This is a genomic window from Arenimonas donghaensis DSM 18148 = HO3-R19, assembly GCF_000743535.1.
GTDB lineage: Bacteria > Pseudomonadota > Gammaproteobacteria > Xanthomonadales > Xanthomonadaceae > Arenimonas > Arenimonas donghaensis.
The window spans coordinates 163,812-187,798 of the sequence record NZ_AVCJ01000001.1; the positions used below are offsets into that span (position 1 = coordinate 163,812).

The 23,987-nt window shown below is 69.0% G+C and carries 22 protein-coding genes and 1 pseudogene; 14 read left to right on the forward strand and 9 right to left on the reverse strand.

Going from position 1 to position 23,987, the window contains the following annotated elements; translation table 11 throughout:
* Positions 1 to 14: 14 nt before the first annotated feature.
* Complete coding sequence (locus N788_RS00770) at positions 15 to 2,984, reverse strand: ligand-binding sensor domain-containing diguanylate cyclase (protein WP_152560314.1); 2,970 nt, start codon at positions 2,982 to 2,984, stop codon at positions 15 to 17.
* Between the two features lie 278 nt (positions 2,985 to 3,262).
* Here N788_RS00770 and N788_RS00775 point away from each other — a divergent pair, with 278 nt between their 5' ends.
* From N788_RS00775 to N788_RS00785, 3 genes are all read left to right on the forward strand, one after another.
* Positions 3,263 to 3,502 carry a hypothetical protein gene (locus N788_RS00775; protein ID WP_034220011.1) on the forward strand — a complete coding sequence of 80 codons (240 nt, stop codon included), beginning with the start codon at positions 3,263 to 3,265 and terminating at the stop codon, positions 3,500 to 3,502.
* A gap of 75 nt (positions 3,503 to 3,577) precedes the next feature.
* Entirely contained in the window at positions 3,578 to 3,841 is a 264-nt protein-coding gene (locus tag N788_RS00780) for a DksA/TraR family C4-type zinc finger protein (RefSeq protein ID WP_034220013.1), read from the forward strand.
* 5 nt (positions 3,842 to 3,846) lie between these two features.
* The gene (locus tag N788_RS00785) at positions 3,847 to 4,488 is read left to right on the forward strand and encodes a DUF6445 family protein (protein ID WP_051924204.1); all 642 of its coding nucleotides are present in this window, start codon (positions 3,847 to 3,849) and stop codon (positions 4,486 to 4,488) included.
* A gap of 18 nt (positions 4,489 to 4,506) precedes the next feature.
* Here N788_RS00785 and N788_RS00790 read toward each other — a convergent pair whose 3' ends face one another.
* The 5 genes and pseudogenes from N788_RS00790 to N788_RS15160 form a co-directional block, all read right to left on the reverse strand.
* Positions 4,507 to 7,041 carry a hypothetical protein gene (locus tag N788_RS00790; RefSeq protein WP_034220016.1) on the reverse strand — a complete coding sequence of 845 codons (2,535 nt, stop codon included), beginning with the start codon at positions 7,039 to 7,041 and terminating at the stop codon, positions 4,507 to 4,509.
* Between the two features lie 34 nt (positions 7,042 to 7,075).
* The gene (locus N788_RS00795) at positions 7,076 to 8,755 is read right to left on the reverse strand and encodes a dipeptidyl-peptidase 3 family protein (RefSeq protein ID WP_034220019.1); all 1,680 of its coding nucleotides are present in this window, start codon (positions 8,753 to 8,755) and stop codon (positions 7,076 to 7,078) included.
* Positions 8,756 to 8,820: 65 nt separating this feature from the next.
* Entirely contained in the window at positions 8,821 to 9,867 is a 1,047-nt protein-coding gene (locus tag N788_RS00800) for a diguanylate cyclase (protein WP_034220021.1), read from the reverse strand.
* A 69-nt stretch (positions 9,868 to 9,936) separates the two neighbouring features.
* Entirely contained in the window at positions 9,937 to 10,110 is a 174-nt protein-coding gene (locus N788_RS15010; RefSeq protein WP_244444056.1) for a hypothetical protein, read from the reverse strand.
* 219 nt (positions 10,111 to 10,329) lie between these two features.
* Positions 10,330 to 10,707: pseudogene (locus tag N788_RS15160) on the reverse strand (histone H1-like repetitive region-containing protein); the annotation flags it as partial.
* Between the two features lie 102 nt (positions 10,708 to 10,809).
* Between N788_RS15160 and N788_RS13680 the strand changes: the two are divergent.
* From N788_RS13680 to N788_RS00835, 6 genes are all read left to right on the forward strand, one after another.
* A complete protein-coding gene (locus N788_RS13680) occupies positions 10,810 to 11,523 on the forward strand; it encodes a hypothetical protein (RefSeq protein WP_051924207.1) in 714 nt (237 codons plus the stop codon).
* The gene (locus N788_RS00815; RefSeq protein WP_034220024.1) at positions 11,514 to 12,374 is read left to right on the forward strand and encodes a transporter substrate-binding domain-containing protein; all 861 of its coding nucleotides are present in this window, start codon (positions 11,514 to 11,516) and stop codon (positions 12,372 to 12,374) included. The genes N788_RS13680 and N788_RS00815 overlap by 10 nt, the downstream gene beginning before the upstream one ends.
* A gap of 33 nt (positions 12,375 to 12,407) precedes the next feature.
* Positions 12,408 to 12,986: a hypothetical protein gene (locus tag N788_RS00820; RefSeq protein WP_034220026.1), complete on the forward strand. Its 579-nt coding sequence runs from the start codon at positions 12,408 to 12,410 to the stop codon at positions 12,984 to 12,986.
* An 88-nt stretch (positions 12,987 to 13,074) separates the two neighbouring features.
* Positions 13,075 to 14,226, forward strand: a complete 1,152-nt coding sequence (locus N788_RS00825) for a GGDEF domain-containing response regulator (protein ID WP_051924208.1) — start codon at positions 13,075 to 13,077, stop codon at positions 14,224 to 14,226.
* Between the two features lie 91 nt (positions 14,227 to 14,317).
* Positions 14,318 to 15,652, forward strand: a complete 1,335-nt coding sequence (locus N788_RS00830) for a M24 family metallopeptidase (protein WP_034220029.1) — start codon at positions 14,318 to 14,320, stop codon at positions 15,650 to 15,652.
* A gap of 302 nt (positions 15,653 to 15,954) precedes the next feature.
* Complete coding sequence (locus N788_RS00835; protein WP_160171898.1) at positions 15,955 to 17,628, forward strand: beta-propeller domain-containing protein; 1,674 nt, start codon at positions 15,955 to 15,957, stop codon at positions 17,626 to 17,628.
* Positions 17,629 to 17,633: 5 nt separating this feature from the next.
* Here the strand turns inward: N788_RS00835 and N788_RS00840 are convergent, their stop codons facing one another.
* The gene (locus tag N788_RS00840) at positions 17,634 to 18,587 is read right to left on the reverse strand and encodes a DUF808 domain-containing protein (RefSeq protein ID WP_034220034.1); all 954 of its coding nucleotides are present in this window, start codon (positions 18,585 to 18,587) and stop codon (positions 17,634 to 17,636) included.
* Positions 18,588 to 18,728: 141 nt separating this feature from the next.
* On the opposite strand from N788_RS00840, the gene N788_RS00845 reads away from it, so the two are divergent.
* The 5 genes from N788_RS00845 to N788_RS00865 are packed head-to-tail and all read left to right on the forward strand — an operon-like array spanning position 18,729 to position 21,816.
* Entirely contained in the window at positions 18,729 to 19,316 is a 588-nt protein-coding gene (locus N788_RS00845; protein ID WP_034220037.1) for a hypothetical protein, read from the forward strand.
* A gap of 33 nt (positions 19,317 to 19,349) precedes the next feature.
* Entirely contained in the window at positions 19,350 to 19,934 is a 585-nt protein-coding gene (locus N788_RS00850) for an SRPBCC family protein (RefSeq protein ID WP_051924209.1), read from the forward strand.
* 1 nt (position 19,935) lies between these two features.
* A complete protein-coding gene (locus tag N788_RS00855; protein WP_034220039.1) occupies positions 19,936 to 20,304 on the forward strand; it encodes a DUF6164 family protein in 369 nt (122 codons plus the stop codon).
* Positions 20,297 to 21,235 (forward strand): acyltransferase, encoded by a 939-nt coding sequence (locus N788_RS00860; protein ID WP_244444058.1) that lies wholly within the window; start codon positions 20,297 to 20,299, stop codon positions 21,233 to 21,235. The genes N788_RS00855 and N788_RS00860 overlap by 8 nt, the downstream gene beginning before the upstream one ends.
* Positions 21,235 to 21,816 (forward strand): DUF922 domain-containing protein, encoded by a 582-nt coding sequence (locus N788_RS00865; RefSeq protein WP_034220041.1) that lies wholly within the window; start codon positions 21,235 to 21,237, stop codon positions 21,814 to 21,816. Before N788_RS00860 ends, N788_RS00865 begins: the two co-directional genes overlap by 1 nt.
* Positions 21,817 to 21,823: 7 nt before the next feature.
* On the opposite strand, the gene ypfJ is transcribed toward N788_RS00865, so the two are convergent.
* Entirely contained in the window at positions 21,824 to 22,693 is an 870-nt protein-coding gene (ypfJ, locus tag N788_RS00870) for a KPN_02809 family neutral zinc metallopeptidase (RefSeq protein ID WP_034220044.1), read from the reverse strand.
* A complete protein-coding gene (locus N788_RS00875) occupies positions 22,690 to 23,940 on the reverse strand; it encodes a lytic murein transglycosylase (RefSeq protein WP_051924210.1) in 1,251 nt (416 codons plus the stop codon). Before N788_RS00875 ends, ypfJ begins: the two co-directional genes overlap by 4 nt.
* Between the last annotated feature and the right edge of the window lie 47 nt (positions 23,941 to 23,987).

Genomic DNA, 23,987 nt, shown 5'->3' on the forward strand with positions numbered 1-23,987 from the left:
CCGGCGCCCCCGGGTCAGGCCGTGCAAACGCGGTTGCGGCCGCTGGCCTTGGCTTCGTAGAGCGCCTGGTCGGCGATGTGCAGCAGGTCTTCCGGGCTCTGGCCGTCCGCGGGGATGGCGCTGACGACACCGGCGCTGATGGTCAGGGTCTGGCTGTCGTTGCCCAGGGCGCGCGGCGGCAGGGCCTCGACCAGCAGGCGCATGCGTTCGGCCACGCGCCGGACCGTGGCCAGGTCGGCGTCGATCATCAGGCAGGCGAACTCCTCGCCACCGAAACGCGCCACCAGGTCCTGTTCGCGCATGGCACTGCCCATCGCGCTGGCGATCGCGCGCAGGGCGGCATCGCCGGCGAGGTGGCCGAAGCGGTCGTTGTACTGCTTGAAATGGTCGACGTCGGCCACGATCAGGCCCAGCGGTTTGTCCTGTTCGAAGGCCCGCAGCATCGCGTCCTTCATCGCCTCCACCAGGCGGCGGCGGTTGGCGATGCCGGTCAGCGGGTCGAGGTAGGACAGTTCCGTGAGCCGTTCGTTGGCCGTATTGAGATCGGCGGTGCGCTCGTCGACTTCGCGGCTCAGCTGCCGCTGGCGCTTGCGCAGTCCCCGGTTGTAGAGCGACACCACGGTCACGGCCAGGATCACCAGCAGGGCGAAGACCAGTGCCTGCAGCCAGGTCTGCTGCCACCAGCGCGGTGGCACCACGATGCCCAGTTCCAGCGGGGCGGCGTCGATGCCGGCATAGTCGCGGGCCTGCACCCGCAGGCGGTATTCCCCGGGCGGCAGCTGGCTGAAGGTGCGGTCGCGCTGGCTGGTCCAGGGGCCGGGCTCCGTTTCGAGTCCGATCATCTGGCTGCGGTAAAGCGACTCGCGTTCGCGCATGCCGGTCAGCAGGCTGTATTCGATGCGCAACTCGCGCTGGCCGGCGGGCAGTCGCACATCGTCCGCGTCCGGCAGCGGCCAGTCCTTGCCGGCGACGCGCAGGGACGTCAGGTGCAGCGGCTTGGGCCGTGGATCATGACCCGGCAGGCTGAGGTTGGGGTCGTACATCGACAGGCCACCCAGGGTGCCCACCCAGTAGCGGTCGTGGCGATCGATGAACTGCGAGTTGGTGTTGCATTCGTCGTGCACCAGGCCATCGCGGCGGCGGAACACGCGCTCGTCCCAGCCACCGTCGGCACGCGGCGTCAGCTGCTGGACGCCATTGTTGGTGCACACGTAGATCCGGCCCTGGCTGTCGCGCAGGGTGCTGTAGATGGTCGGGTCGGGCGGGGCGGGCAGGGCGTCGTCGGGCAGGCGACGCGGGTGCAGGGGGTCCTGCACGTCCAGGCGGATGACGCCATGGTGGGTGCTGCTGCCCCAAAGCACGTCGCGGCCACCCTGTTCGAACACGGCCAACGAGCGAAAGCCGTCGCGCGGCAGCTGCAGGTCACCATTGAGCCGTTCCCAGCGCTCGCCATCGAAGCGGGCAATGCCATGCGAGTCGGCGGCCCACAGCCAGTCGCGACCCTGCGCATCGGTGTGCGGAAGCAGCCAGTGCACCACGGCGTGGGTTTGATCGCCCAGGAACCGGTAGCCGGTCCATTCGCCGTCGCGCAGACGGTAGACGCCGGCGTGGCTGGTCGCCACCCACCATTCCATCCGTCCGTCGTGCTCGCGTGCGGTGATGTGGCTGGCGCCGTTTTCAGGTTGCACCGGCCAGGGCACGCGCAGTCGCCGGAACTCCAGCGCGGGGCTGATTTCTATCAGCGGCGCGCCATGCTGGGACAGCAGCAGGTGCTGGCGGCCGTCGTCCCCGGGGATCTGCCATAACCCGCGTACCGAGCGTGCCGCCAACATGCCCGGGCCTTCCTGGAAGTACCGCCATGCACCGTCCTCGAGCAGGGCCAGGCCATCGCGGGACGACCCCACCCACAGGCGCTGCTTGCCGGTCTCTCCGGTTTCGACCAGGACACCGAAGCTGCCGTTGTCGGCAACGCCGTGCAGGGACACGGTATGCCAGGGGCTCGCGGCCAGGGTGGCGCGCGCCATGCCGCCTTCGGTGGCCAGCCACAGCGCATCGACGCCGTCCGCACCCCGGAACAGCTTGATGCCGCGAATGGCGTCGGAGGGCAGTCCGTGGCGCCGGTTGAAGACGTCCATGCGTTCGCCCCGGAAACGCAGCAGGCCGGCGCGGGAGGCGACCCAGACCTGGGCTTCGCCGTGGGCGTCGTGGGTCGCGATCGCCGAGTACAGGGCCTCCGTGGGCAGTTCGCCGGTTTCGGCGCGCCACAGTCGCAGCTGGTCGCCGCGCAGGCGGGCGATGCCGCCGCCATAGCTCACCACCCACAGGGATTCGACGCCGCGGTCGACGACACGCTCCAGGTCGGTGAGCGCCAGGTTGGCCAGGGCAGGGTGGTCATACTGGCGCCAGGGCTCATCGTTGGAACGCCGGTACCAGAGGCCGCGGTCGGCGGTGGCCAGCCACTCGCGCGACTCGCCGCCGATGCTGCTCGTGCGTTCGTAGGCGATCGCCCGGCCCAGGCGGTCGGTGGAATTGCCGGGGTCCTCGACCCAGGCGTCACCGTCGAGCCGGGCCAGGCCATTGTTGTGGGCGACCCACAATTCCAGCGTGTGGCCTTCGCCGACGGTCGAGAAGCGCTGGTGGAAGCGCGCCTCGCCGGCTCGTTGCCAGTGCTTGCCGTCGAAGCGGGCCAGGCCCTCGCGTTCGAAGATCGCCCACAGCCGGCCCTGGCGATCCGTGGCCATGTCGCGCACCAGGCTGCGACCGGGGGCATCGGCCAGTTCCTGCCAGCGATAGCCATCGAAGCGCGAAAGACTCGATGCCGAGCCCGCCCACACGAAGCCGTCCGATCCCTGGCCGACGGTGCTCCAGATTTCATCGCTCAGGCCATCGCGCGGCGTGAACGTGGTGAAGGTGGGTGGGCTGGCCGCAGGGACGTCCAGCGGTTCGCGGGCACCGGTCGGGCCGGCCAGGCAGGTCGTCAGCACCAGCCAGGCGCAGGCGAGGCTTCGCCACGATCGGACGCAGGGTGCCTTCGGCGATGCGGTGCGGCGACAGGCGGCGCTCAAGGGCGGGGACATTGGGCTGAAAGTTAGTATCCGATAGTAGTTAATCCTCAGCTGTAGTGCAGGTTTTTTCGTCATTGTGACGCGAGAGTTAGTGATACTTACGTCTTGGGGAGGCTTGATCCGGGTCAGGGCAGGGAATCCGCCTGGCGCCGATAGTGGCTCCCGGCGGCAAGCTCGCCGCAGCCAGGGAGTAGTCAATGGAATTCAGGGTAGCGATGCCGACGGCCACGGTGGATATGGACCAGGTGCGACGGCTGCTCTGCGATGCCGATCCGGCGGCGCTGGTCGACGTCGATCCGCTGCAGACGGGTCTGCGCATTTCGGTGCAGTTGACCACCGGCGAATTGGCGGGTGTGCTCGAGCAGGCCGGTTGCGTACTTGGCCCGCTCGCCATCCAGCCACAGCCGTCGGTGTGCTGCGGCGGCTGCGGCGGCTGAACTGGCCCGTCAGGAACGGTGACCGTGGCGCGCCTATAATGGCTGTCTTGAATTGAGACGCCTCAGGAGACCGCCATGGCGACGGGTTGGGCCGGCGACGGCGCCGTCCAGGACCAGATCGACGCGACCGTGAAGGACGCGATCAAGCGCGCCCGCAGCAAGCTGCCCAAGGGACCGAGCCTGGAACATTGCGAAGAGTGCGACGCGCCCATTCCGGAGGCACGGCGCCGGGCGCTGCCCGGCGTCCGGCTGTGCGTGCCCTGCCAGGAGGCCGCCGACAAGGTGTCTGCCGGCAGTGGCTACAACCGCCGCGGCAGCAAGGACAGCCAGTTGCGCTGACGCCCATGCCCACGACCACGATCATCGTCGACGACTTCTTCGATAGTGCCGCGCAACTGCGCGAAGCGGCCCTGCGCATGGACTACCCGGACGTGCAGGGCAAATTCCCCGGTCGCAATTCCCAGCAACGTTTGCAGCTTGAAGGCCTCGACCAAGAAGTCTCGCGGCTGGTCGGCGAGCCGCTGGTGTCCATGCCCCCGCCGCAGGCGCATGGCAAGTTCCGCATCGCCACCGCCGGTGACGTGGGCAGCGCCAAGGTCCACGTGGATACCGCGCACTGGTCGGGCATCCTGTACCTGAGCCGGCCCGAGGATTGCCGCGGCGGCACCGAGTTCTTCCGCCATCGCGCGACCAACAGCGACCGCGGACCGATCAGCGACGAGGAGGCGCGGGCCCAGGGGTATGCCAGCGCCAGGCAGATGATCTCGGACATCCTCGAGCGCGACACCATGAATGACGCCGCCTGGGAACTGACCATGCGCGTGCCCATGCGCTTCAACCGCCTGGTGCTGCTGCGCCCCTGGCTCTGGCATACCGCCGGCGAAGCCTTCGGCGATTCGCTCGAGAACGGCCGGCTGATCTATCTGATGTTCTTTGCGTCGGCGCGCCAGTTGCCGTCCTACAACGCCGGGTCCGCGCCCGCCTGAACCATTACCCGGATGGGGTTAATCGCCGGTTTTCGCGCGCGCGGCGCGCAGCTTGGCGGCCCAGTCCTCGCGCAGTGCCGTGGGCATCTTCATCACCGTGTCCACGGTGCCCGTCGACATTTCCGAACGCATCGGTTCGGGCATGTCGCGGAACATCCAGTCGGCCAGTGAAGCGACTTCCTCCCGCGTCACCTGAGCGCCTTCGGGGCAGGCGGCGTAGATCTCCGCCATCGAGGCCCGGCAGGTGGGACTGACGTTTCCCTGGCGGACGATTTCGCAGTCCAGCGTGCATACGACGTCGGCGTCGCGGTTGTCCCGGGCCGACGACCGGCCACGCTGGTTGGCCGCGCGCCGCGCCATGCCTGCGCCAACCTCTGCCGGGTCCCGGCCCATGGCGGCCAGGGTTTGCACCAGGTTGCTCGCGACGTAGTCCAGCGGGTCGGCCAGGGCAATGCGCTCGTCGGTCGGACTGCGCCAGACGAGGAAGTCGCCGCTCAGTTCGCCGTTGGCGTTGTTGGCCGGCGCGGTAAACCTCGCCGTGAAGCGACCCCGCACGAACGCCGCATTGGCCAGTGAAACGGTGATGTCCACGTCGTCGGTGCGGGCGTCCACGTGCTGGTCGGCCGGCTTGCCCAGTCCCGGGTCGTCCCACATCGCGATGACACGACCGCCGGCCACGGGGCCGGTGTGACCATCGGGAATGGCGGGAAGCTCCAGTTCGACATCCGGCTTCAATGCCGGATTTCCTCCCCGGCGCGAGGCATCGCCGGAGGCCTTGAGGCAGATCGCCATGAGCCGCGACGCCCCGTCATGCCCGGCGTTTTCATCGAGTCCGAACGCCAGCTGGCCGGCCGATTTCGCGGTGGCATTCATGCAGTCGTCCTTGCCGGCCATCGATGCCGGTACCACCGCCATGCTCAGCGTCCGGCCCTCACGCACCGCCTTGACCTGCCCGGGAATCACGTGCGGTCGCGGGGCGACACGCACGCTGGATGCCGGCTTGTTCGACTCGGCGGGCTTGACCAACTGGCCGGACACTTCGCTGGTACCCACGCCCAGGTGGATGTCATAGGTGCGCCGGCTGGCGCGAAGAGGGTCTGGCGGGACGTTGGTGAACGTGATGACGGTTTCGCCGTCCGTGTTCGCCGCCTGCCCTGGATCCAGCGACAGCCCGCTCCACGCCAGGCTGGGCCGCCCCGTGGCGGGGTCCAGGAAAGGGTCGGTCTTGCCCAGGTTGGTCCCGTGGATGCCCAGGTGCAGGTCAGTCAGTGCGGCCTCGCCGCCGCCATCCGCCGACGAGGCGACCACGGCAAAGGCCGGCCAGCCGCTGTCGCCTACCGACGGGCCGGTCCACTTCACGCGGATGCAGGTGGCGGCCATTTCCCGCACCGCCACTTTCACCGTGGCGGTGGGATTGGCCTGGTCGAATTCATGCAGCGGGCAACCATCGACGAAGGCATGGCCCAGCCAGCGGGCATGTGCGAATTCGCCCTTGCGGCTGCGCATCACGGCGTCGGGGTATGCCACCCACCAGGGGATGAAGGCAGGCAGGGCATCGTAGAGACCGCGGGTCCATGCCGGGTGCTGGTCCCTGAGGCTGCGGTCGGTCCAGGCCAGGCTCTCCTCGCGAACGCCCGACGTGCCGGCCCGCGCCGTGCGGACCATCAGGGCGTGCCGGACGGGCTTCCATTCCTGGCCCCGGGGCATGCTGTGTTGCCAGACGTAGGCCCAGAACGAATTGCTCATGTAAGAGGCCATTTCCCGGCGGCTGTCGGCGGAGGTGCCGGCCGGGAAGATCGGCATGCGTGGCGGCGCCGTGCGCAGGTCCAGCGGGTAGTCGTAGGGACGCAGCCCCAGGACCTTGCCGAAACGCGGGCTGCCGCTGGCGAAGCGGCGTCGTGGGTCGAAGGGCGGATTGCCCATGAACGACAGGCCCTCGATAGCCCACAGGCCGATCGCGTCCGGCAAGGCTTCGGTGACCCATTTTTCTTCGTGCAAATGACTGTTGTCGTGCACGTTCCAGTTGGCATAGCTGGCCTGGATGCCATGGAATATTTCGTGGGCCACCGACACGGCCACCTTCTCGGGGAAAAGCGCCAGGTCGGACCCGAACCCATCGGCTTCCCCGACGATCATCACCCGGTCCCAGTCATCCTCGTTCAGCCGCATCGCTTCGGCGACGCCGAACTGGCCGAAACCCGGGCCGTACTGGGCCGCGGCACTACCAAGATCGCGCACGTAATAAATCGGGTAGACGCCGTCCCGGCGGGTGATGCGGGGGGCGCGCAAGCCCACCGACGCGTAACGTGCGGCGATGTGGGACGCGCTTGTTTCCAGCGCGGCCAGGCGCTTCGGGTCCGGGTCTAGTGGCGGCAGCAGCCAGGGCAGCAGGCCCAGTCGCATCTCCATCGCGGCGCCGGCCCTGGTCGGCGCAGCCAGGCCTTCGGCATGGGCCTGGAAAGGCGGTGGCTGGCGACGCCAGAGTTCTTCGCTGGTGGGTTCCTGCGCGGTGGCGTGGGCCGACAGTGCAAGCCCGACGGCGAGCCAGGGCAATGCCGCCCGCCGCCGGCCACTCACGAAGCCGACCTCACAAGCCCAGGACCTTTTCGCCCTGCTTGAACACGATGTCCACCGGGATGCCGGCGGCTTCGACGCGGTTGAGGTCGGCCTGGAGGTCGGGGCCGATCACGCCCATCTCGTCGAGCAGCGCCTTGGCGCCTTCGTAGTCACCGTCGCCTTGCAGGGTGAGGATCTTCGCCGACAGCGAATCAACGGCCGCTTGCATCTTGTCGTAGTCGACGCGGTAGTGGCCCGTGTCCGGGTCGCGGCTGAAGGCGCCTTCGCGCTGCAGCCAGTTGAACGCGACCATGTTGGCCTTGCCATGGGCGCTGGACGCGCCAAAGCGCACCGAACGGAAGATGCCGGCCAGGAAGGTGACGTAGTTGTCCATGCGTTTGTCGGCGTCGAGCTCGCCCATGTCGCCCAGCGCGCCGATCATGTACAGGCCCAGGATGTCGGCCTTGCCTTCTTCGTAGGCACTGGTCAGGTCGGTCAGCGCCTCGCGCACGGTGCCCTTGCCGTCGAGGGTGTTCTTGATGCCCAGGCCATGCGCGACTTCGTGGAACATCACGTTTTCGAAGAAGGCGTCGAACGTGATGTGCTGCTGCTGGTCCTCGGCGATCAGCTGGTCGGAAATCGGCACGAGGATCTTGTCGAACTTGGCGCGCATGCTGTTCTTGAGCTGCAGCCGGCGCGAACCCATGGCGAGCTGGACTTCTTCGTCGTTGGGCAGGTTGATGGCGATGGTCTTGGCGCCGGAATTGGCGTCGCCACCATAGAAGATCGCGTCGTACGCATTGAGATCCGCATCGGTGCCAGGCCGCTCGGACTTGTAGCGATCCTCCACCGGCAGGCCGCGCTGCAGTGCGGGCAGGTGTGCGGCAAACCGCGACAGGCGCTCGCTCCATTCGATGTCGCGCACCAGCACGAAAGCCTCGAAGGCGGTCTTGGTGCCGAACAGGGCGTCCTGGTAGCTCTCGATCGGGCCAATCACGACGTCGATGGGGCTGGTCTTCATGTCCATCCAGGCCATGTCGCTGGCCTGGTACTCGCCCGACACCAGGGCGTCGGCGCGCATGCGCAGGTAGGTGCGGAAGCCTTCGTCGGTGGCTACTTCGGCGGCCTGGCGCAGCAGGTCGGCCGCCTCGCCCAGTTCCTTGGACCACTTGACGTGGTAGGGCACCACGATCAGCTTGCCGGCGTCGTCGCGGCGCAGCAGGGTGTAGAGCCCGTCCTTGCCGGGCAGGTCGGCGGCGGCGAATTCTTCCTTGCTCATGTCAGGCGGGTAGAAGCGCGCACCGGGCGGCCGCGGGCCGACGCCGTCGACGAAGGGGGCGTCACCGTCCAGGCGGTCCCAGGGGCCGTAGTTGATTTCGATGAAACGGCGGGTGGCGCGATCGCTGACCCCGGCGAACAGCAGGTCCTTGTCGCCGTAGACCTGTTCCCAGAACAGGTCGTCCATGATCTGGCCGGCCTGCAGCAGCAACCGGATGGCTTCCCGGTCGCCTTCGGCCAGGTGCGAGAGGTCGGCCTTGAGCTCGACTTCGGCATAGGCGTCCACCTTGGCCTTGATGTCGGCCTGCGCCGCCGTGTCATCGGCGCTCGGGTCGCCACCGGTTGCCGAAGGAGACTCTCCGCCGGGTTGGCAGGCCAGCAGGCCCAGGGAAAGGGTGATCGCGAGGGCGAGTCGGGGCAGGTGCGTGCGCATGGCGGGCTCCGGAGCGGTCGGGTAGGCCCATCCTAAGACAATCGGCGGGGCCTGGGCGGGCCGGCCTAGGTAGCAGGGGTGGCGGCCAGGGGCTCGGTCCGCTCGATCCGGTTGCGGCCGCCGTGCTTGGCGCGATACAGCGCATGGTCGGCCACCTCCAGCCAGGCACGCAGGTCGCCGCCGTGCGGCGGTGGCGCCAGGCCCAGGCTGATCGAGATCGACAGCTCCGGCACTTCCGGGAACTCAAGCGCCTGCACGGCGGCACGAAGGCGTTCGGCGTGTTCGAGCGCCTCGGTGACGGGAAGCGGCAGCGCGACCACGAACTCGTCGCCGCCCAGCCGACCGTGGATGCCGGACGCGGGCAGCGTCTCGCCCATGCGCCTGGCCAGCGCACGCAGGACGTCGTCGCCGACGCCATGGCCGTGGCGGTCGTTGATGGTTTTGAAGTGGTCGATATCGAGCAGCAGCAGGCAGGCGGGCGCGGCTTCGCGCTGGTGCTGGTCGAGCAGCTTCCGGGCCTGGTCTTCCCAGTGCGAGCGGCTGTCGACGCCAGTGAGGCTGTCGCGGCGGGTCATCAGCGCAAGCTGCCGGTTCTGGTCCTGCACCCGCCGCACCAGCCGGTACAGGTTGGCGCTGACGGCCAGGGTATGGATGGTCATGATCGGCAGGCAGGCCAGGATCACGCCGGTTCGACTGGCCAGGTCCACTTCGAATCCGGTGAGCAGGCCAACCGCGAGCACGGCCAGGACCATGCCGGGCAAGGCCCGGAGCCACAGTCCCGGCACGCCCGAATTGACCTTGTCGGCGGTGGCCACCGTCAACAGCACGGCCGAGGGCAGCAGGTTGAAATGCATCAGCGGCAGGAAGCTGCCGGCGATCGCGGAATCGATGAGGAAATTTCTCGCCTCGGCGCCATAGGGGTCCTGGCTGCGCCGGGCCCAGGCGTAGGCGAGGTGGGGCCACGCCAGGCACGACAGCCCCAGCCAGGTCCAGGCCAACCAGCCCGCCTGCACGTCGTGCAGGACCACGCCGACGGGCAGCGCGGTGAGACCCATGCCCAAAATGCGGAACGGGTAGGTGAGCCTGGGCAGGTAGCGTGGTCGAAAAGCCATGGGCCGCATATCACCACATATCGACCCCTCCGGCAGCGCCGGGCGGCGCCTGGCCGCCCGGCGCGCGGGTCAGCGCGGGATCTTTCGGTGCATGTAGCGATGCCCGTTGTTGGGCTTGAACTTCGAACCGTGCGGGCCGGGCAATTCCCGCTGGATCGGGATGTGCGCCTTCTGCGAGCGGGCCTGCTGCGGGCCCTTGCTGCTTTCGTTGCTCGCCGCCGCGGCCGCCGGCAGGGCCGGCATGGGCGCCGGGCTCGGAACCGCGGCCGCCGGCTTGCGTGCGGACGTGGCGGCCGGGGCGGCGCGGGGCGCGGGCACTTTCGCCGCGACCGGCTTGCGGCTGGCCGACTTGCTGGCCGGGGCCTTGGTGGCCGCCGGTTTTTTGGCCGCGGACTTCCTGGCGGCCGACGGCTTCGCGGCAGCCTTTTTCGCAGTGGACTTGCGGGCAGCGGTTTTTTTCGCCGCCGGCTTGCTGGTCGTGGCTTTCTTCGCACCGGATTTGCGGGCAACGGTCTTCTTTGCCGCGGACTTCTTCGCCACCGGCTTTTTCGCCGTGGTCTTCTTCGCTGCGGACTTTTTCGCTGCCGGCTTCCTGGTCGACGACTTTTTCACGGAGGCCTTCTTCGCTGCGGCCTTCTTTTTCGTCGCCGGCTTGCTGGCGGTGGACTTCCTGGTCGCTGCAGTCTTCTTCGCTGCGGTCTTCTTTTTGGCGGCAGGCTTCTTGTCGGCGGATTTGCTGGAAGCCACCTTCTTGGCCGGCTTCTTCTTCGCCGGGGCCTTCTTGGCCACCGGTTTGCGGGCAGGGGACTTGCGGGCGGTACTGGCCATTGCAACCTCCATGGTTTCGGGGGCGAAGCGAACGGGTCCAGTCTAGACCAAAGCAGGCAAAAGGCGGCCGGGTTGCCTGCTGGTCCGCGTGCCCTATGATCAAGCTCCCCCCGAATGGATTTCGCGCCCATGAAAGGCCCGCTTTTCGCGCTCTTCCTGGCCTCGGCCGCCTTCGCCAGCCTGCCGGTCCAGGCGAACGTTTATAAATGCACCATCAACGGCGAAACCCGCTACCAGGATGATCCTTGCCCCGGCGACCGGGACGCCGCCCCACACCTTGAGTTCCCGTCCGAACCCCAGTCGCAGCCGCCGCCCCCACCGCCCCCACCGCCGCCGCCGCCAGCATCGGTGCCGGCATCGCCGGCCGAGCCGGAGCAGGATCCGGACCAGGCGTCGGATACGCGCAACAAACGCAACGCAAGCGACGCGACCGGGTCGACCGACACATCCGGCGGCAACGGACAGGAGCGGCCGGATGGCAATCCGGAGGTCGCCCGGACCCGACGGGCGCGCACGCCGGCCCCGCCGCCGCCGGACGACGACCGTCCGCTTGATCGTCCGGCCCAGTTGGGCGTGGACATCGCTGCCGCCGAGGCAGAGCTTCGGGACCTCGTGGATGAGCGCCGGGATACCCTGGCAGCGATCGACGTCCGCATCGCCGCCGGGGGCGACCCGGGGGCGCTAAACGCCGAACGCGAGCGGCGCGACGCCGTCTTCCGCGCGCGTCGACTGGAAACCGCCAGCCGCCTGGGTCGCCTGAAGGCGGAGCTGGCCGACCTGTGCCCGAACGGCACGTTCCAGGACGTGCACAGGCTGGCATGTCGCTGACAGGCCAGCTCCGGCGGCTGGCCGGCCCGGCGCTGCTGCTGGTGGCGTCGGCGACGCTGGCCCAGCCGACCCTGCCGGTGCGGGTTGGCGGGGATCCCCACTACCCGCCGCATCATTACCTGGACGTCGACGGGCAAGCGCAGGGTTTCGACATGGCCGTGCTGCGGTCGATCGGCGAAACCCAATCGCTGGCGCTGGTCTTCGAGTTCGGTGAATGGGGGCAGGTGCTCGACCGGCTCGAGCGCGGCGAGCTCGATGTGGTGCCGATGTTCATTTCGGAGGACCGGCAGGAACGTTTCCTTTTCAGCCGGCCTTTCATGCGACGAAGCCACTTGCTGTTCAGCCGCAACGGCGAGTGGATCGAAGATCCGGCGCAACTGGCGGGCCGCCGGGTCGCGGTGCAATTCGGCGGGATGGCCTGGGAATGGCTGATCAATGAGCGCGTCGACGCCATGTTGCACCCGGTCAATGAAGAATCCCTGGTGCTGGTCGAAGTCAGGCGCGGCGACGCCGACTTCGCCCTGCTGCCGGCCGACATCGGCCGCTATGCCATCGCCACCCAGGGGCTCGAAGGCCTTGCGGTGGCCAGTCCGCCCTGGCTCGAACGGGACTATGCCTTCGGCGTGAATCCGGCCCGGCCCGAGCTCGTGGCCAGGCTCGACGCGGGGCTGGCAAGGCTGGAGCAGGAAGGGGGTCTCGAGGCACAGCGGCAGCGCTGGCTCGATCCCTCGCCATCGGGGCGCCAGCGCGGCGGCCTGGGCTGGTGGCTGCTGCCGGCAGTGCCGGTGTTGCTGGCCGGACTGGTGTACCTGGTGGCCGGACGCAGGGCGCAGCTGCGTAAACCCAGGTAATGCCCCTCGAGGCGTGCCGCCGGGTCGTGGTCGATGTCTTTTCGCTACCAATGGGTGCTGGGCGTGGCCATGGCCTTCTCGGGCTGCGTGGGCGCCGTCGGCAAGGACGGAACCGGCGTGTCGGCCGCGAACGCCCCGACGCTGCCCCCGGCGCCATCCGGCGAGGCGACGATGGGGGGCAACCGGGTCCGCTTCGAAGTGGATGGCCAGGAGTACGCCTTCCGGACCCCGGAAGTCAGGCACAGCCGCGCCCGGGTCGCCGAACACGTGGTGGCCCAGAGTTTCGAATTGGCCAACGCCGACAACAGCCTCTACGCCCGCCTGGTCCTGAACGTAACCGACGACAGGATCAACCTGTCCGGCGAGTATGCGGCCGTCGCCCTGGACGACCAGGCGCAGCGGGAGAGGCCCGGCGTCGGGGAGGTGGTGCTGGCAGAGGAAACCGATGCCACCCGCGGACGTCGCATGCTGCCCAGCGGCAGCGGGGTGATCGTCGTCGAGCACGTGCACGGTCGCCTGAAGGTCCGGTTCAGCACGGGTGGCGATGGCCTGTTCAGGAAAGCGGACGCCAGCCCGGTGACGGGCACGCTTGATTTCCATTGGCGGCCCTGAGCGGCATACGGAACTGTGATGCTGCTCTTGGGCGCCCCGGGCGGGCATGCGGTAACGTGATCGGAAAACGTCAGGTCAGGGGCAGCCAATGAGTGGCGAAGGCACGGGCAAGGCCCGCATCCTGGTGGTGGATGATTCCAAGCTCATGCGCAAGGCCGCGCACAAGATGCTTGGCGACGAGTTCGAGGTGATCACCGCCGAGGACGGCCAGGACGCCTGGGGACAGGTGGGGCAGGACGCCGGCATCCAGGTGGTCTTCACCGATCTCAACATGCCCAATCTGGATGGCTACGGGCTGCTTCGGGCCATCCGTGACGCGCAGGACCCCGGCATCCAGGGGCTGCCGGTGATCGTGGTCACCGGTGCCGAAAACGACGAGTCGGCGCGCATGAAGGCGCTCGAACTGGGCGCGACCGATTTCATCACCAAGCCCTTCACCACCTCCGACCTGGTCGCCCGCGCCCGTGCGCACTCGACCTACCAGCGCGTGACGCGGCAGCTGCAGTCGCAGGTGACGATGGACGCCCTGACCGGCCTGGCCAACCGCCCCGGGTTCATGGACCGTTTGCGCCAGGACATGGCCTACGCCCGCCGGCACCAGCAGGCGCTGTGCCTGGTACGGCTGGACGTGGAGGATTTCCAGCGTTTCTTCCTGCACAACGGCCGCGATGTCGCCGAAGGCCTGGTGCTCCAGATCGCGCGTTTGCTGCGGGCGCGGCTGCGCAAGGAGGACACCGCAGCGCGGATCGGGCTGGGCAGCTTCGCCCTGAGCCTGCCCGGTGGCCAGGAGGCGGGCATCGCGGGCATGGTCGAACGGCTGCAGGCCGAGGTCATGGCCAACCCGCCGCTGCACGAAGGCGAGCCGGTGGCGGTCGCCTTGCATGCCGCGGTGCTGAGCCCGCTTACCGACGACGGCCTGGGTCCCGACGAGGCCATGGATGCTTGCCAGGCGCGCCTGGATGTCGCGCGCGAGTCTGGCCTGGCCGTGCTGCCGCCGAGTCCGGCGGCCGTTGCGCCGCCCGCCGTCGCAGAAGCCATGCCACCGGTCGCTGCACCGCCGCCCCCGGCCCAGGCCCAGCAGGCGCCCGCGGGGATCGACGAAATCCTTGACCGGATCCAGGCCGGCCAGGCGCAGGAGGTGCTGCCCCAGCTGCCGGCGATCATCGGCCGGCTGCTGCCATTGCTTCGCCTGCTGGGCCCGAACCAGCGCAAGCAGCTGATCGAATTCCTGCAGAAATAGCCATCGCTGGCACCGGTGGCCGCCGGGATTGACGGCACGTACGCGAACTTGATTATGCTCGGGGCATCACGCCGACGCGAAGGACCTTTCCATGCACCACCGCTGCCTGTCCTTCGCGCTGCTGCTGGCCGCGAGCTTGCCCGCCCTGGCCAACCGGGCTTCGCCGGCGATGCCGGTCCTGCTGCCGGCACCCGAACGCGTGGGGGTCGAGAACCAGATCCTCGAGCACCGGCTGCAGACCCTGCTGCCCCGCCTGATGGCCGAAGCCGGGTTGGACATGTGGCTGGTGCTGTCGCGCGAATACGCCGAGGACCCGGTCTATTTCACCCTGGTGCCGCAGCCGAGCTTCGCGGCGCGCCGGACGACGCTGCTGGTCTTTCATCGTCGCGCCGATGGCTCGGTCGAGCGCCTGGCGGTCAATCGCTATCCGCTTGGCCCACCGTACGAGTCGGCCTGGTCGGGCGGCGACCTGGACGAACAATGGCAGGCCCTGGGCGCCCTCATCGCGGAACGTGATCCTGCCCGCATCGGCATCAATACCTCCCGGCAGTGGGCCATCGCCGACGGCCTCAGCCACGGCCTGCACCAGCGGTTGCTGCAGGCGCTTCCCGACGGTTATGCCGGGCGACTGGTGTCGGCCGAAGACCTGGTGGTGCGCTGGACCGAGACGCGCACCGCGCCGGAGCTCGCACACCACGCCAAGGCCATGGCGGCGGCCCGTGCGGTGATCGCCGAAGCGTTCTCCAACCGCGTCATCGAGCCCGGCAAGACCCACACCGACGACGTGGCCTGGTACATCCGCCGCCGGCTCGAGGGCCTGGGCATGCCGGTGTGGTTCCATCCCGACGTGAACCGCCAGCGCGCCGGCGACGACTGCGGCCGGGACAGCGTGTTCTGCGGCGCCGAGGGTGTCATCGAGCGTGGGGACGTCCTGCATACCGACATCGGCGGCTGCTACCTGAAGCTGTGCACCGACACCCAGGAAATGGGCTACGTGCTGCGGGAGGGAGAAACCGAGGTTCCTGAAGGCCTGAGGCGGGCGCTGGCCGCCGGCAATCGCTGGCAGGACCTGCTGGCCGCCGAATTCGCCACGGGCCGCAGTGGCGACCAAATCCTGCATGCCACGCATGCCGCGGTGGAAAAGGCAGGGCTGGCGGCCAGTACCTACACCCACCCGCTGGGCTTCTTCGGCCACGCCGCCGGCCCGACCATCGGCATGTGGGATGCACAGGAGGGCGGCACGCCAGGTAGTGAATGGCCGCTTCATCCGTCGACGGCCTACGCCATCGAAGGCAACGTGCGCTCACCCGTGCCCGAATGGGGGGACACCTGGGTGCAAGTGAAGCTGGAGCAGGGCGGCTTCTTCGACGGCGAGACGCTCGACTACCCGGCGGGACGGCAGACCCAATGGCACGTGGTGCGATGACTGTGCCGCTGCATCCAAGGGTCGGACGGCGTGCCGTCTGCGCCTTGCTCATGCTGGGCCTTTTGGCCGGCTGCGCGTCGGTCGAGCGGGTCCAGTTGGGCAGGGCCGCCGATGCAACCGCATCGCCGGCCCTGCGCAAACTTTCTTCACCACAGGACCTGGACCGCCTGGTGTCCAATGGGCAGCGCCTCGCTGCACTGTTGGAAGAGCAGCGGTGGCGGCGCACCTGCCGCCTTCCGAAGGCGGAGCGACCAGCGTGGGTACGCTGCCGGGGCACGCGTCCGGCCGAGGCGGATTCGGACGTGCTCGAGACCATCGAGGTCACCGGTTCGCGCATCGATCCCCGCGACCTGATCACCAATAACCAGGAGGGCGGCGTCGACGAGGGCGACATCGTCAAGAAGTCCGGCGACTTCCTGCTGGTGCTGCGCGGCGGCAGCTTGCATTCAGTGCGCATCGCGCGCCAGGGCAGGGCGGTGCTGGAACACGCCGGCAGCCTGCGTCTGGCCGAGGATGGGGACGATCGCATCTGGTTCGACGAGATCCTCACGTTCGGCCCGCGCGTGCTTTTGCTGGGATTCAACTACGGCGAAGACGAACCCGTGGCGGAGCTGCAGCTGTTCCATCTCGATGCCAATGGCGGACTGGTGCGCGACGCCCGATTCTGGCTGCGCAGCAACGACTACTTCGACGGCGACAACTACGGGGCCCGGCTGCAGGGCGACAACTTGCTGATGAGCCTGCAGCTGCCGCTGCAGCTGCAGGGGGAGATGGCTTGGCCAGAGTGGTCGCGCCGCGACGTGCCGGCACCCGGTTGGACGCCGCTGCTGGAGGCAGCGGACCTTTATTACCCCATGCTGCCCGGCCGATTGCCGCGCATACACGTGCTGCTGCAGTGCCCGCTCGCGGGTCTGGACGACGAACGGCTGGCATGCCGCAGCACGGGTTTCGTCGCGGAAGGCCGTTCGGAACTCTACGCAACCCGCACCCACGCCTACTTGGCGCTCGGCGGGCTGGCGCCGCAGGCCTGGCGCAGCAAGCTCGTGCTCCCGGACGACGGCGACTGGCCCGTGGAGGCCTGGCCGCTTCGCCGCACCTCGATCGTTCGCGTGCCCTTCGGTGCCGGTGATCCGACGGTTGCGACCGTTCACGGCGATATCGACCAGTCCTTCCAGTTCCGCGAAGACGCTGAGGGTGCGCTATGGGTGCTTCCACTGTCTGGAGAGCACGATGACGACGAGCGAACAACGCGCTACGGGCTGTACCGGCTCGCCCCGGAGGACTTCTCCGGCTTCGCCGGCGAGCCGTCTCCCGCGCGGGCCTTCGCCGAGGTGCCGGGTGGCGTCGGTACGATCCGATTCGACCGCGAGGTCGTCTGGTTCGGTGAGTCGAGCTGGTGGGGCCAAAAGAAGCCCAGTCCCGGCCGGCTCTGGGCCCTGGGCCTGGGCGATGGCGTACTGACGCCGGTGCCGGTCACCCATTCGGTGCAATTCATGCAGCCGGCCGGAGACCGCATGCTGGCCATCGGCCTGGTGCCCGGTGGTGGCATGGCGGCCAGCGTGCTGGCGGGTGCCGGCCAGCCGCGACGGCTGCATACGCTGGACTGGCCGGGGTATTTCAGTTCGGAAAGCCGCAGCCACGCGGTGAACGTCGGTCGCCTGCCGGGCGGTCCGCTGCTGCTGGGCCTGCCGGCCTGGCCCGAATCGAGCCGGAGCCGCGACGACGATACCTGGCCCGAAGAACAGGCCTCGGACCTGCTTTATGCACGCATCGACGGCGACCGCCTTTCCGCGGCCGGCGTGCTCAGCATGCAGGATGCTGGCGGCCAGGATTGCGAGGACTGCTGGGACTGGTACGGCAACGCCCGTACGTTTTTCGTCGGCGGGCGGGTATTCGCCCTAAGCGGAAGCTTGCTGGTGGAAGGGGCATGGACCGGGGACCGCGTGCAGCGGCGCGCGCGCCTGCTGCTGCCTTGAATGGGTCAGTGCGCGGCGGCTTTGCCGCGCAGCTTGCCCCAGGCGGTGGTCGCCAGCACGACAACGATGCCCACCAGGATGCCGACCACGGCGTCGGCAAGGATGGAAACCACCGTGCCGGCGCCTCCCGAGGGAAGCAGGCCTCCGACGAGGTGGTGCAGGTAGGGGATGGAGTGCGTGAAAATGCCGCCGCCGACCAGGAACATCGCGGCGGTGCCGGCGACCGACAGGAACTTCATCAGCCAGGGCGCGCTGTAGAGGATGCCGCGGCCGAATGCGCGCAGGCTCCTGGCCGCCGAGCCGGCCCCCTGGCGGCGGCTCAGGTGCAGCCCGGCGTCGTCGAGCTTGACGATGCCGGCGACGAGGCCGTAAACGCCGACCGTCATCAGGGCCGCGATGGCGACCAGGACGCCCAGCTGCACGGTGAACTCCCGTCCGGCCACCGTTCCCAGCGTCAGCACGATGATCTCCGCGGACAGGATGAAGTCGGTGCGGATGGCGCCCTTAATCTTCTGCTTCTCGTAGGCGACGAGGTCGCGCTTTTCGTCCGAGGCCGCTTCCAGGAGTTGCGCCACTTCGGCTTCCTGCTCTTCCGGCGAATGCAGGAACTTGTGCGCGAGTTTTTCGACGCCTTCGTAACACAGGAAGGCGCCGCCGATGAGCATCAGGCTGGTGATGATCGGCACGTCGATGCCGCGTTCGCGCAGCCAGGCCTCCAGGGCCGCGATCGCCAGCGCGCCGGGGACCAGGATCAGCTTGTTGCGGGCCGACCCCTTGGCGACCGCCCACACCACCGGCAGTTCCCGGTCGGGTTTGACGCCGCTGACCTGCTGGGCGTTGAGCGCCAGGTCGTCACCGAGCACGCCGGCCGTTTTCTTGGTCGCCACCTTGGTCATCACCGACACGTCGTCGAGCAGGGTGGCGATGTCGTCGAGCAGGGCAAGCAGGCTGGAGGCCATGGGCAGGTCCGGTGCGATTGAACGACGATTCTGGCATCCCCGCGCCGCCGAAGGGGAGCCCTGGGCCGCCGGGCGGCGGAACCCGGACGGTCCGGCGCGCTTAAACTCGCCGGACCGGCACGATGCAAGGAGTCCCCGAAGATGCAGATTCGCGCACTGATGCTGCTGTGGGTGGTGGCGCTGGCTGGCTGCCAGCCCTCCGGGCAGGCGGGTGGCGAGAGCGACCCGGCCCGGAAAGCCGCCGAGGCCGCAGAGGCCGCCGAACGTGCGCAACTCGAGACACTGGCCTCGCAGATCGCCGCCGACCGCGATGCCGTCGCCGGGTTCGAGGTTCTGCATGCTGGCTACGGCCATGGACCGGACCCTCGCAGCGGCCAGTCCGTGCCCACGATCAAGGTCGCCCTGGCCAACGGCAGCCCGGTGACGGTGACGCGGGTGTCGCTGCACGTGCGGCTCGCCAACGAAGGTGGCGGTGCACCCTGGCTCGACCAGGTATTCGACGTGCCGCTGTCGGCGCCACTGGCGCCGGGGGCCGGCGACGCGGTGACGATGACCCCGACCGGTGACAGCGACTGGGCCCTGAAGGCGCCACCCGAAGGCGTGCCGGTGCGGGTTCGCGTCCAGGCGCTGGCGCTGCGCACGCCCGAAGGCCGGGAACTGCTGACCGAACATGCCATGGACGATCTGCAGCGCGAGCGATTGGACGCACTGCGCGCGGCTTCGCGCTGACCGGGCTTGCCAGCGGCGCCGCGGGGCGGCTAAATGACTGAATCCCGCTGGAGATTCACGATGCGCCTGCCGTCGTTCGCCCTCGTCGCCTGTTTGCTGCCGCTCGCCGCCTCGGCCGAGGTGGTCGACAGCGGCCCTTCGGGTTTCACGCTCGAGAACAGCGCCGTCGTGGACGCCGATCCCGACCAGGCCTGGAAGGCCCTGGTCGGGGACGTGGGGCGCTGGTGGCCCGCCGACCACACCTGGTGGGGCGACGCCGGCAAGCTGAGCATCGAAGCCCGGGCCGGCGGCTGTTTCTGCGAACGCGACGGCGACCGGCAGGCGCGCCACCTCGAGGTGGTTTTCGTGGACCCCGGCCGCACCCTGCGCCTGGCCGGCGGCCTGGGTCCCTTGCAAGGCATGGGGCTGCACGGAGCGCTGGAGTTCCGCCTGGCGCCGGTCGAGGGCGGCGGCACCCGCATCACGCTGTGGTACCGCGTCGGCGGCTACAGCCCGGACGACCTGTCGGGCTTCGCCGCGGTGGTTGATCGCGTGCAGGCGCAGCAGCTCGACGGGCTGGTGCAGTTCCTCGCCGCGCACGAAACCGGGTCCGCCGCCGCATCCGGGCAGGGGAACTGACATGCCGCTGCTCCTGCTCAACCTTCGCAACGTACCGGACGATGAGGCCGACGAGGTGCGAGCCCTGCTCGACGAAAACCAGATCGACTATTACGAAACCCGCCCCAGCCTGTGGGGGGTGTCGGGCGGGGGGCTGTGGCTGCCCGATGACCGCCAGGAAGACCAGGCCCGCGCCCGCCTGGCCGCCTACCAGGCGGCACGCGGCGAGCGTGCCCGGCGCGAGCGCGAACAGGCGTTGTCCGAAGGGCGTGCGCCCAGTCCCTGGGCGGCCTTCCGGGAGAATCCGCTACGGGCCCTGGCGACCCTGCTCGGCATCGTGCTGATGCTGGGCCTGGCGACGCTGCCTTTCCTGTTCTTCACCCGTGGCTGAGCCGACCGGACCGGCGAAGCCGGCGCGCCGTACCCCGCTGCACTACCTGCCGGCGGCGTTGCGGGTGCCCCTGGCGGCCCTGGGTTTCGTGCTCAACACCCTGGTGCACGGACCGGTGTTGATTGCCGCAGCGCTGGTGAAACTGCTGCCGATCGCGGGCTTGCAGCGCTGGCTCGAGCGCCGGCTGCCGGCCATCGCCGAAAGCTGGATCGCGGTGAACAGCGCCATGATGGACGGCTTCACCCATACCCGTTTCGTCATCGAGGGACTCGAACGCCTGCGCCCGGACGGACACTACCTGGTGCTGGCCAACCATCGCAGCTGGGTGGACATCCCGGTGCTGCAGAAGATCTTCAACCGACGTATCCCGCTGCTGCGGTTTTTCCTCAAGCGCCAGTTGATCTGGGTGCCGGTGTTGGGACTTTGCTGGTGGGCGCTGGATTTTCCGTTCATGCAGCGGGCAACCAAGAGCCAACTGGCGAAACGGCCCGAACTGGCCGGCCGCGACCTCGCCGCCACGCGCCGCGCCTGCGAGAAATTCAGCCACATCCCGTCCTCGATCATGAATTTCGTCGAAGGCACGCGCTTCACGCCCGCCAAACACGCGTCGCAGGGCGGTAACTACCGCAACCTGCTGCGGCCTCGCGCGGGCGGGGCGGCCTTCGTGCTGGGTGCGATGGGCGACTCGCTGGATGCCGTGCTTGATGTCACCGTGCACTACGACCGGTCCCAGCCCAGCCTGGCCGACCTGTTCGCGGACCGGATCGGTACCGTTCGCGTTCGCGTGGTCGAACGCCCGATCCCCGACGGTTTCGCGGGCGCCAACTACGAAGGCGACCGCGACTTCCGCCGGCGCTTCCAGGCCTGGCTCAACCAGATCTGGCTGGAGAAGGACGCCTGCCTCGACGCGTGGAACCAGGAGTCGGCCTGATGCCACTGATCCCGGCGTGCATGGAGGCCTGTCTGTTTGTCGTGGCTGCCGTGGCCACGCCCTCGGATCCCGGACTGCGCTACACCGAGCAGCGGGAAACCTATGCCGTGCAGGGCATCAACCGGCGGGAGCTGCGTACCGCACTGCGTCGTGCCCAGGCCGAGGCCGGGACCATGGGCGACGGCTCGGTGGCGCGCACATCCCAGGACCTGTCGATGCGCTACGAGCTCGAGCCGGTGGAAGGTGGCTGCCGGCTCAAGGACCTGGCGGTCAGCCTGGACGTCACCATCCATCTTCCCGAATGGGTGCCCGAAGGCGCGGTGCGCAAGGACCTCATGGACGACTGGAACCGCATGCGTGATGCGCTCGAGCGCCATGAGGAAGGACATCGCGATATCGCGCTCGAAAGCGCCCGCTATTTGCTGGCCGGCCTTCGGGACCTGGGCCTGCAGGCGGACTGCCAGTCACTTCGGCGCGAGGCGCAGAAAGTCTTCTTCCGGGCCCAGCTCAGGTATTCGGTCCGCGATGGCGCCTACGAACACCGCACCCAGCACGGGATCGCCCAGGGCGCCGTGCTCTGAGCGTGGTTCAAAGGCTGTTGGCGGCGAAGGTGTCGCAGCGTTCCACCTCGCCCGATTCGAAGCCGATCCGGAACCAGCGCACGCGCTGGGCAGCGCTGCCGTGGGTGAACGAATCGGGCACGACCTGGCCCTGGCCCTGCCGCTGCAGGGTGTCGTCGCCGATGGCGGTGGCGGTGTTCATCGCCTCCTCGAGATCGCCGGGCTCGAGCCAGGCGTGGCGTCGCTGCGCATGGTGGGCCCACAGGCCGGCATAACAGTCGGCCTGCAGCTCCTGGCGCACGAGGGGTCCCTGCGCGCCCTCGACATTGCCGCCACGGCGGCGGATGTCGTTGACCCGGGCCGAGGTGCCGGTCAGCGTTTGCACGTGGTGGCCGACTTCGTGGGCGATGACATAGGCTTCGGCGAAGTCGCCGCCGCCGCCGAGCCGGCGCTCCATCTGTTCGAAGAAGCTCAGGTCGATGTAGACCTTCTGGTCTGCCGGGCAGTAGAAGGGACCGACCGCGGCGCTGGCGCCGCCGCAGGCCGACTGCACCTGGCCGGTGAACAGCACGAGCTTTGCCGGCGTGTACTGGCTGCCGCTGGCCTGGAAGATCGCGCTCCAGACGTCCTCGGTTTCGCCCAGGATGCTGGCGACGAACTGCGAGGCTTCGTCATCGGCCGGCGGCGCGCCGGCCGGGCCGCCTGACTCGGCGGGCATCTGCTGCTGCACCTGGGCCACGAGGCCCAGCAACTCCATGGGGCTCTTGCCAAGCAGCAGGCCGATGACCACCACGGCGGCCACGCCACCCAGGCCCAGCTTGAGGCCACCGCCGCCGCCACCGCGCCGGCCACGAACGTCCTGGACATTGCTGCTGCGTCGGGCGCTGCGCCATTTCATGGGTTCGTCTCCCGGGGCTGGGTCTCGATTGTGGCTTCTTCCGGCGGAGTGGGCGAGGGGGCCGCCGCACGCAGTGCCTCGAGCAGGCGCTGGCCGGCGCGGCCGTCCACGGGCAGGCCCAGCCGTGCCTGTTCGCTGCGGATGGCTTCGCGAGAGAGCTTGCCGATCATGCCGTCGACCGGACCGATGTCGTGGCCCAATGCGAGCAGGTGCTCCTGCACCTCGCGCCGGCCGGCCCGGGACAGGCCGGGGTCGTCGGTGGGCCAGGCCGCTTGCAGCCCCTTCCCGCCGCGCAATTGGTCGGCGAGCAGGGCGATCGCGAGCGCGTAACTCTCGGCGGCGTTGTAGGAATAGATCGCGTCGTAGTTGCGGAAGACCAGGAAGGCCGGCCCCTGCTTGCCCGCGGGCAGCAGCAGGGCGGCGGCACGGTCGTCGGCCGGGAGCTCGCCACCATCGGCGCGCACCACGCCGCGGGCGCGCCAGTCCGTAAGCGGACGGCGTGCGGTGCGCCCGCTCAGCCCGGTGTCGAATCCGGCGGGCAGCCTGGCTTCGTGGCCCCAGGGCTGGCCGCTGCGCCAGCCGGCGCGCTTGAGGTAGTTGGCCGTGGAGGCGAGGGCGTCCGGGACCGAGCCGACCAGGTCGCGCCGACCGTCGCCGTCGCCGTCGACGGCGATGCGGGCATAGGTGGACGGCATGAACTGGGTGTGCCCGAAGGCACCGGCCCAGGAGCCGGTGAGGTCCTTGCCGGACAGGTCGCCGGCCTGGAACAGCTTGAGCAGGGCGAACAGTTCGCCCTGGAAAAACGCCTGGCGCCGGCCGGCGCAGGACAGCGTCGCCAGCGAGCGCAGCAGCGGCTTGCTGCCGAAGGTCCGGCCATAGTCGCTTTCGACGCCCCAGACGGCGACAACGGTGGCGGGGTCGACGCCGTACGCGGCTTCGATGTCCCGCAGGAGCGCGGCATGTTCTTCGAGCAGGGCCTGGCCGTCCTGTACGCGCTGCGCGTCGACCAGGCCAGCCAGGTAGTCCCAGATCGGGGTGCGGAACTCAGGCTGGTAGTCCAGTGCGTCCAGGACCGTGTCGTCGGACTGCAGGCCCTGGGTGTACCCGGCAAAAACGTCGGCGCGGATGCCGGCGGCTTTCGCCTGCGGCTGCAGGCGGGCCAGGCAGGCAGAGAGATCGTCGTTTGCCGACGTATGGCCAGCCGACAGCGCCAGCAGCAGTGGGAGGATCAGGGAAGGCGTTCGCATGGACGCTACTTTGCCACCCCGGGACTGAATCGTGTCCACCGGGCCGC

Coding starts and splice junctions, on each gene's coding strand:
- N788_RS00775 (WP_034220011.1), top strand. CDS start 3,263: ATGGAATTCAGGGTAGCGATGCCGACGGCCACGGTGGATATGGACCAG.
- N788_RS00780 (WP_034220013.1), top strand. CDS start 3,578: ATGGCGACGGGTTGGGCCGGCGACGGCGCCGTCCAGGACCAGATCGAC.
- N788_RS00785 (WP_051924204.1), top strand. CDS start 3,847: ATGCCCACGACCACGATCATCGTCGACGACTTCTTCGATAGTGCCGCG.
- N788_RS00795 (WP_034220019.1), bottom strand. CDS start 8,755: ATGCGCACGCACCTGCCCCGACTCGCCCTCGCGATCACCCTTTCCCTG.
- N788_RS00800 (WP_034220021.1), bottom strand. CDS start 9,867: ATGGCTTTTCGACCACGCTACCTGCCCAGGCTCACCTACCCGTTCCGC.
- N788_RS15010 (WP_244444056.1), bottom strand. CDS start 10,110: ATGCCGGCCCTGCCGGCGGCCGCGGCGGCGAGCAACGAAAGCAGCAAG.
- N788_RS13680 (WP_051924207.1), top strand. CDS start 10,810: ATGGATTTCGCGCCCATGAAAGGCCCGCTTTTCGCGCTCTTCCTGGCC.
- N788_RS00815 (WP_034220024.1), top strand. CDS start 11,514: ATGTCGCTGACAGGCCAGCTCCGGCGGCTGGCCGGCCCGGCGCTGCTG.
- N788_RS00820 (WP_034220026.1), top strand. CDS start 12,408: ATGTCTTTTCGCTACCAATGGGTGCTGGGCGTGGCCATGGCCTTCTCG.
- N788_RS00825 (WP_051924208.1), top strand. CDS start 13,075: ATGAGTGGCGAAGGCACGGGCAAGGCCCGCATCCTGGTGGTGGATGAT.
- N788_RS00830 (WP_034220029.1), top strand. CDS start 14,318: ATGCACCACCGCTGCCTGTCCTTCGCGCTGCTGCTGGCCGCGAGCTTG.
- N788_RS00840 (WP_034220034.1), bottom strand. CDS start 18,587: ATGGCCTCCAGCCTGCTTGCCCTGCTCGACGACATCGCCACCCTGCTC.
- N788_RS00845 (WP_034220037.1), top strand. CDS start 18,729: ATGCAGATTCGCGCACTGATGCTGCTGTGGGTGGTGGCGCTGGCTGGC.
- N788_RS00850 (WP_051924209.1), top strand. CDS start 19,350: ATGACTGAATCCCGCTGGAGATTCACGATGCGCCTGCCGTCGTTCGCC.
- N788_RS00855 (WP_034220039.1), top strand. CDS start 19,936: ATGCCGCTGCTCCTGCTCAACCTTCGCAACGTACCGGACGATGAGGCC.
- N788_RS00865 (WP_034220041.1), top strand. CDS start 21,235: ATGCCACTGATCCCGGCGTGCATGGAGGCCTGTCTGTTTGTCGTGGCT.
- ypfJ (WP_034220044.1), bottom strand. CDS start 22,693: ATGAAATGGCGCAGCGCCCGACGCAGCAGCAATGTCCAGGACGTTCGT.
- N788_RS00875 (WP_051924210.1), bottom strand. CDS start 23,940: ATGCGAACGCCTTCCCTGATCCTCCCACTGCTGCTGGCGCTGTCGGCT.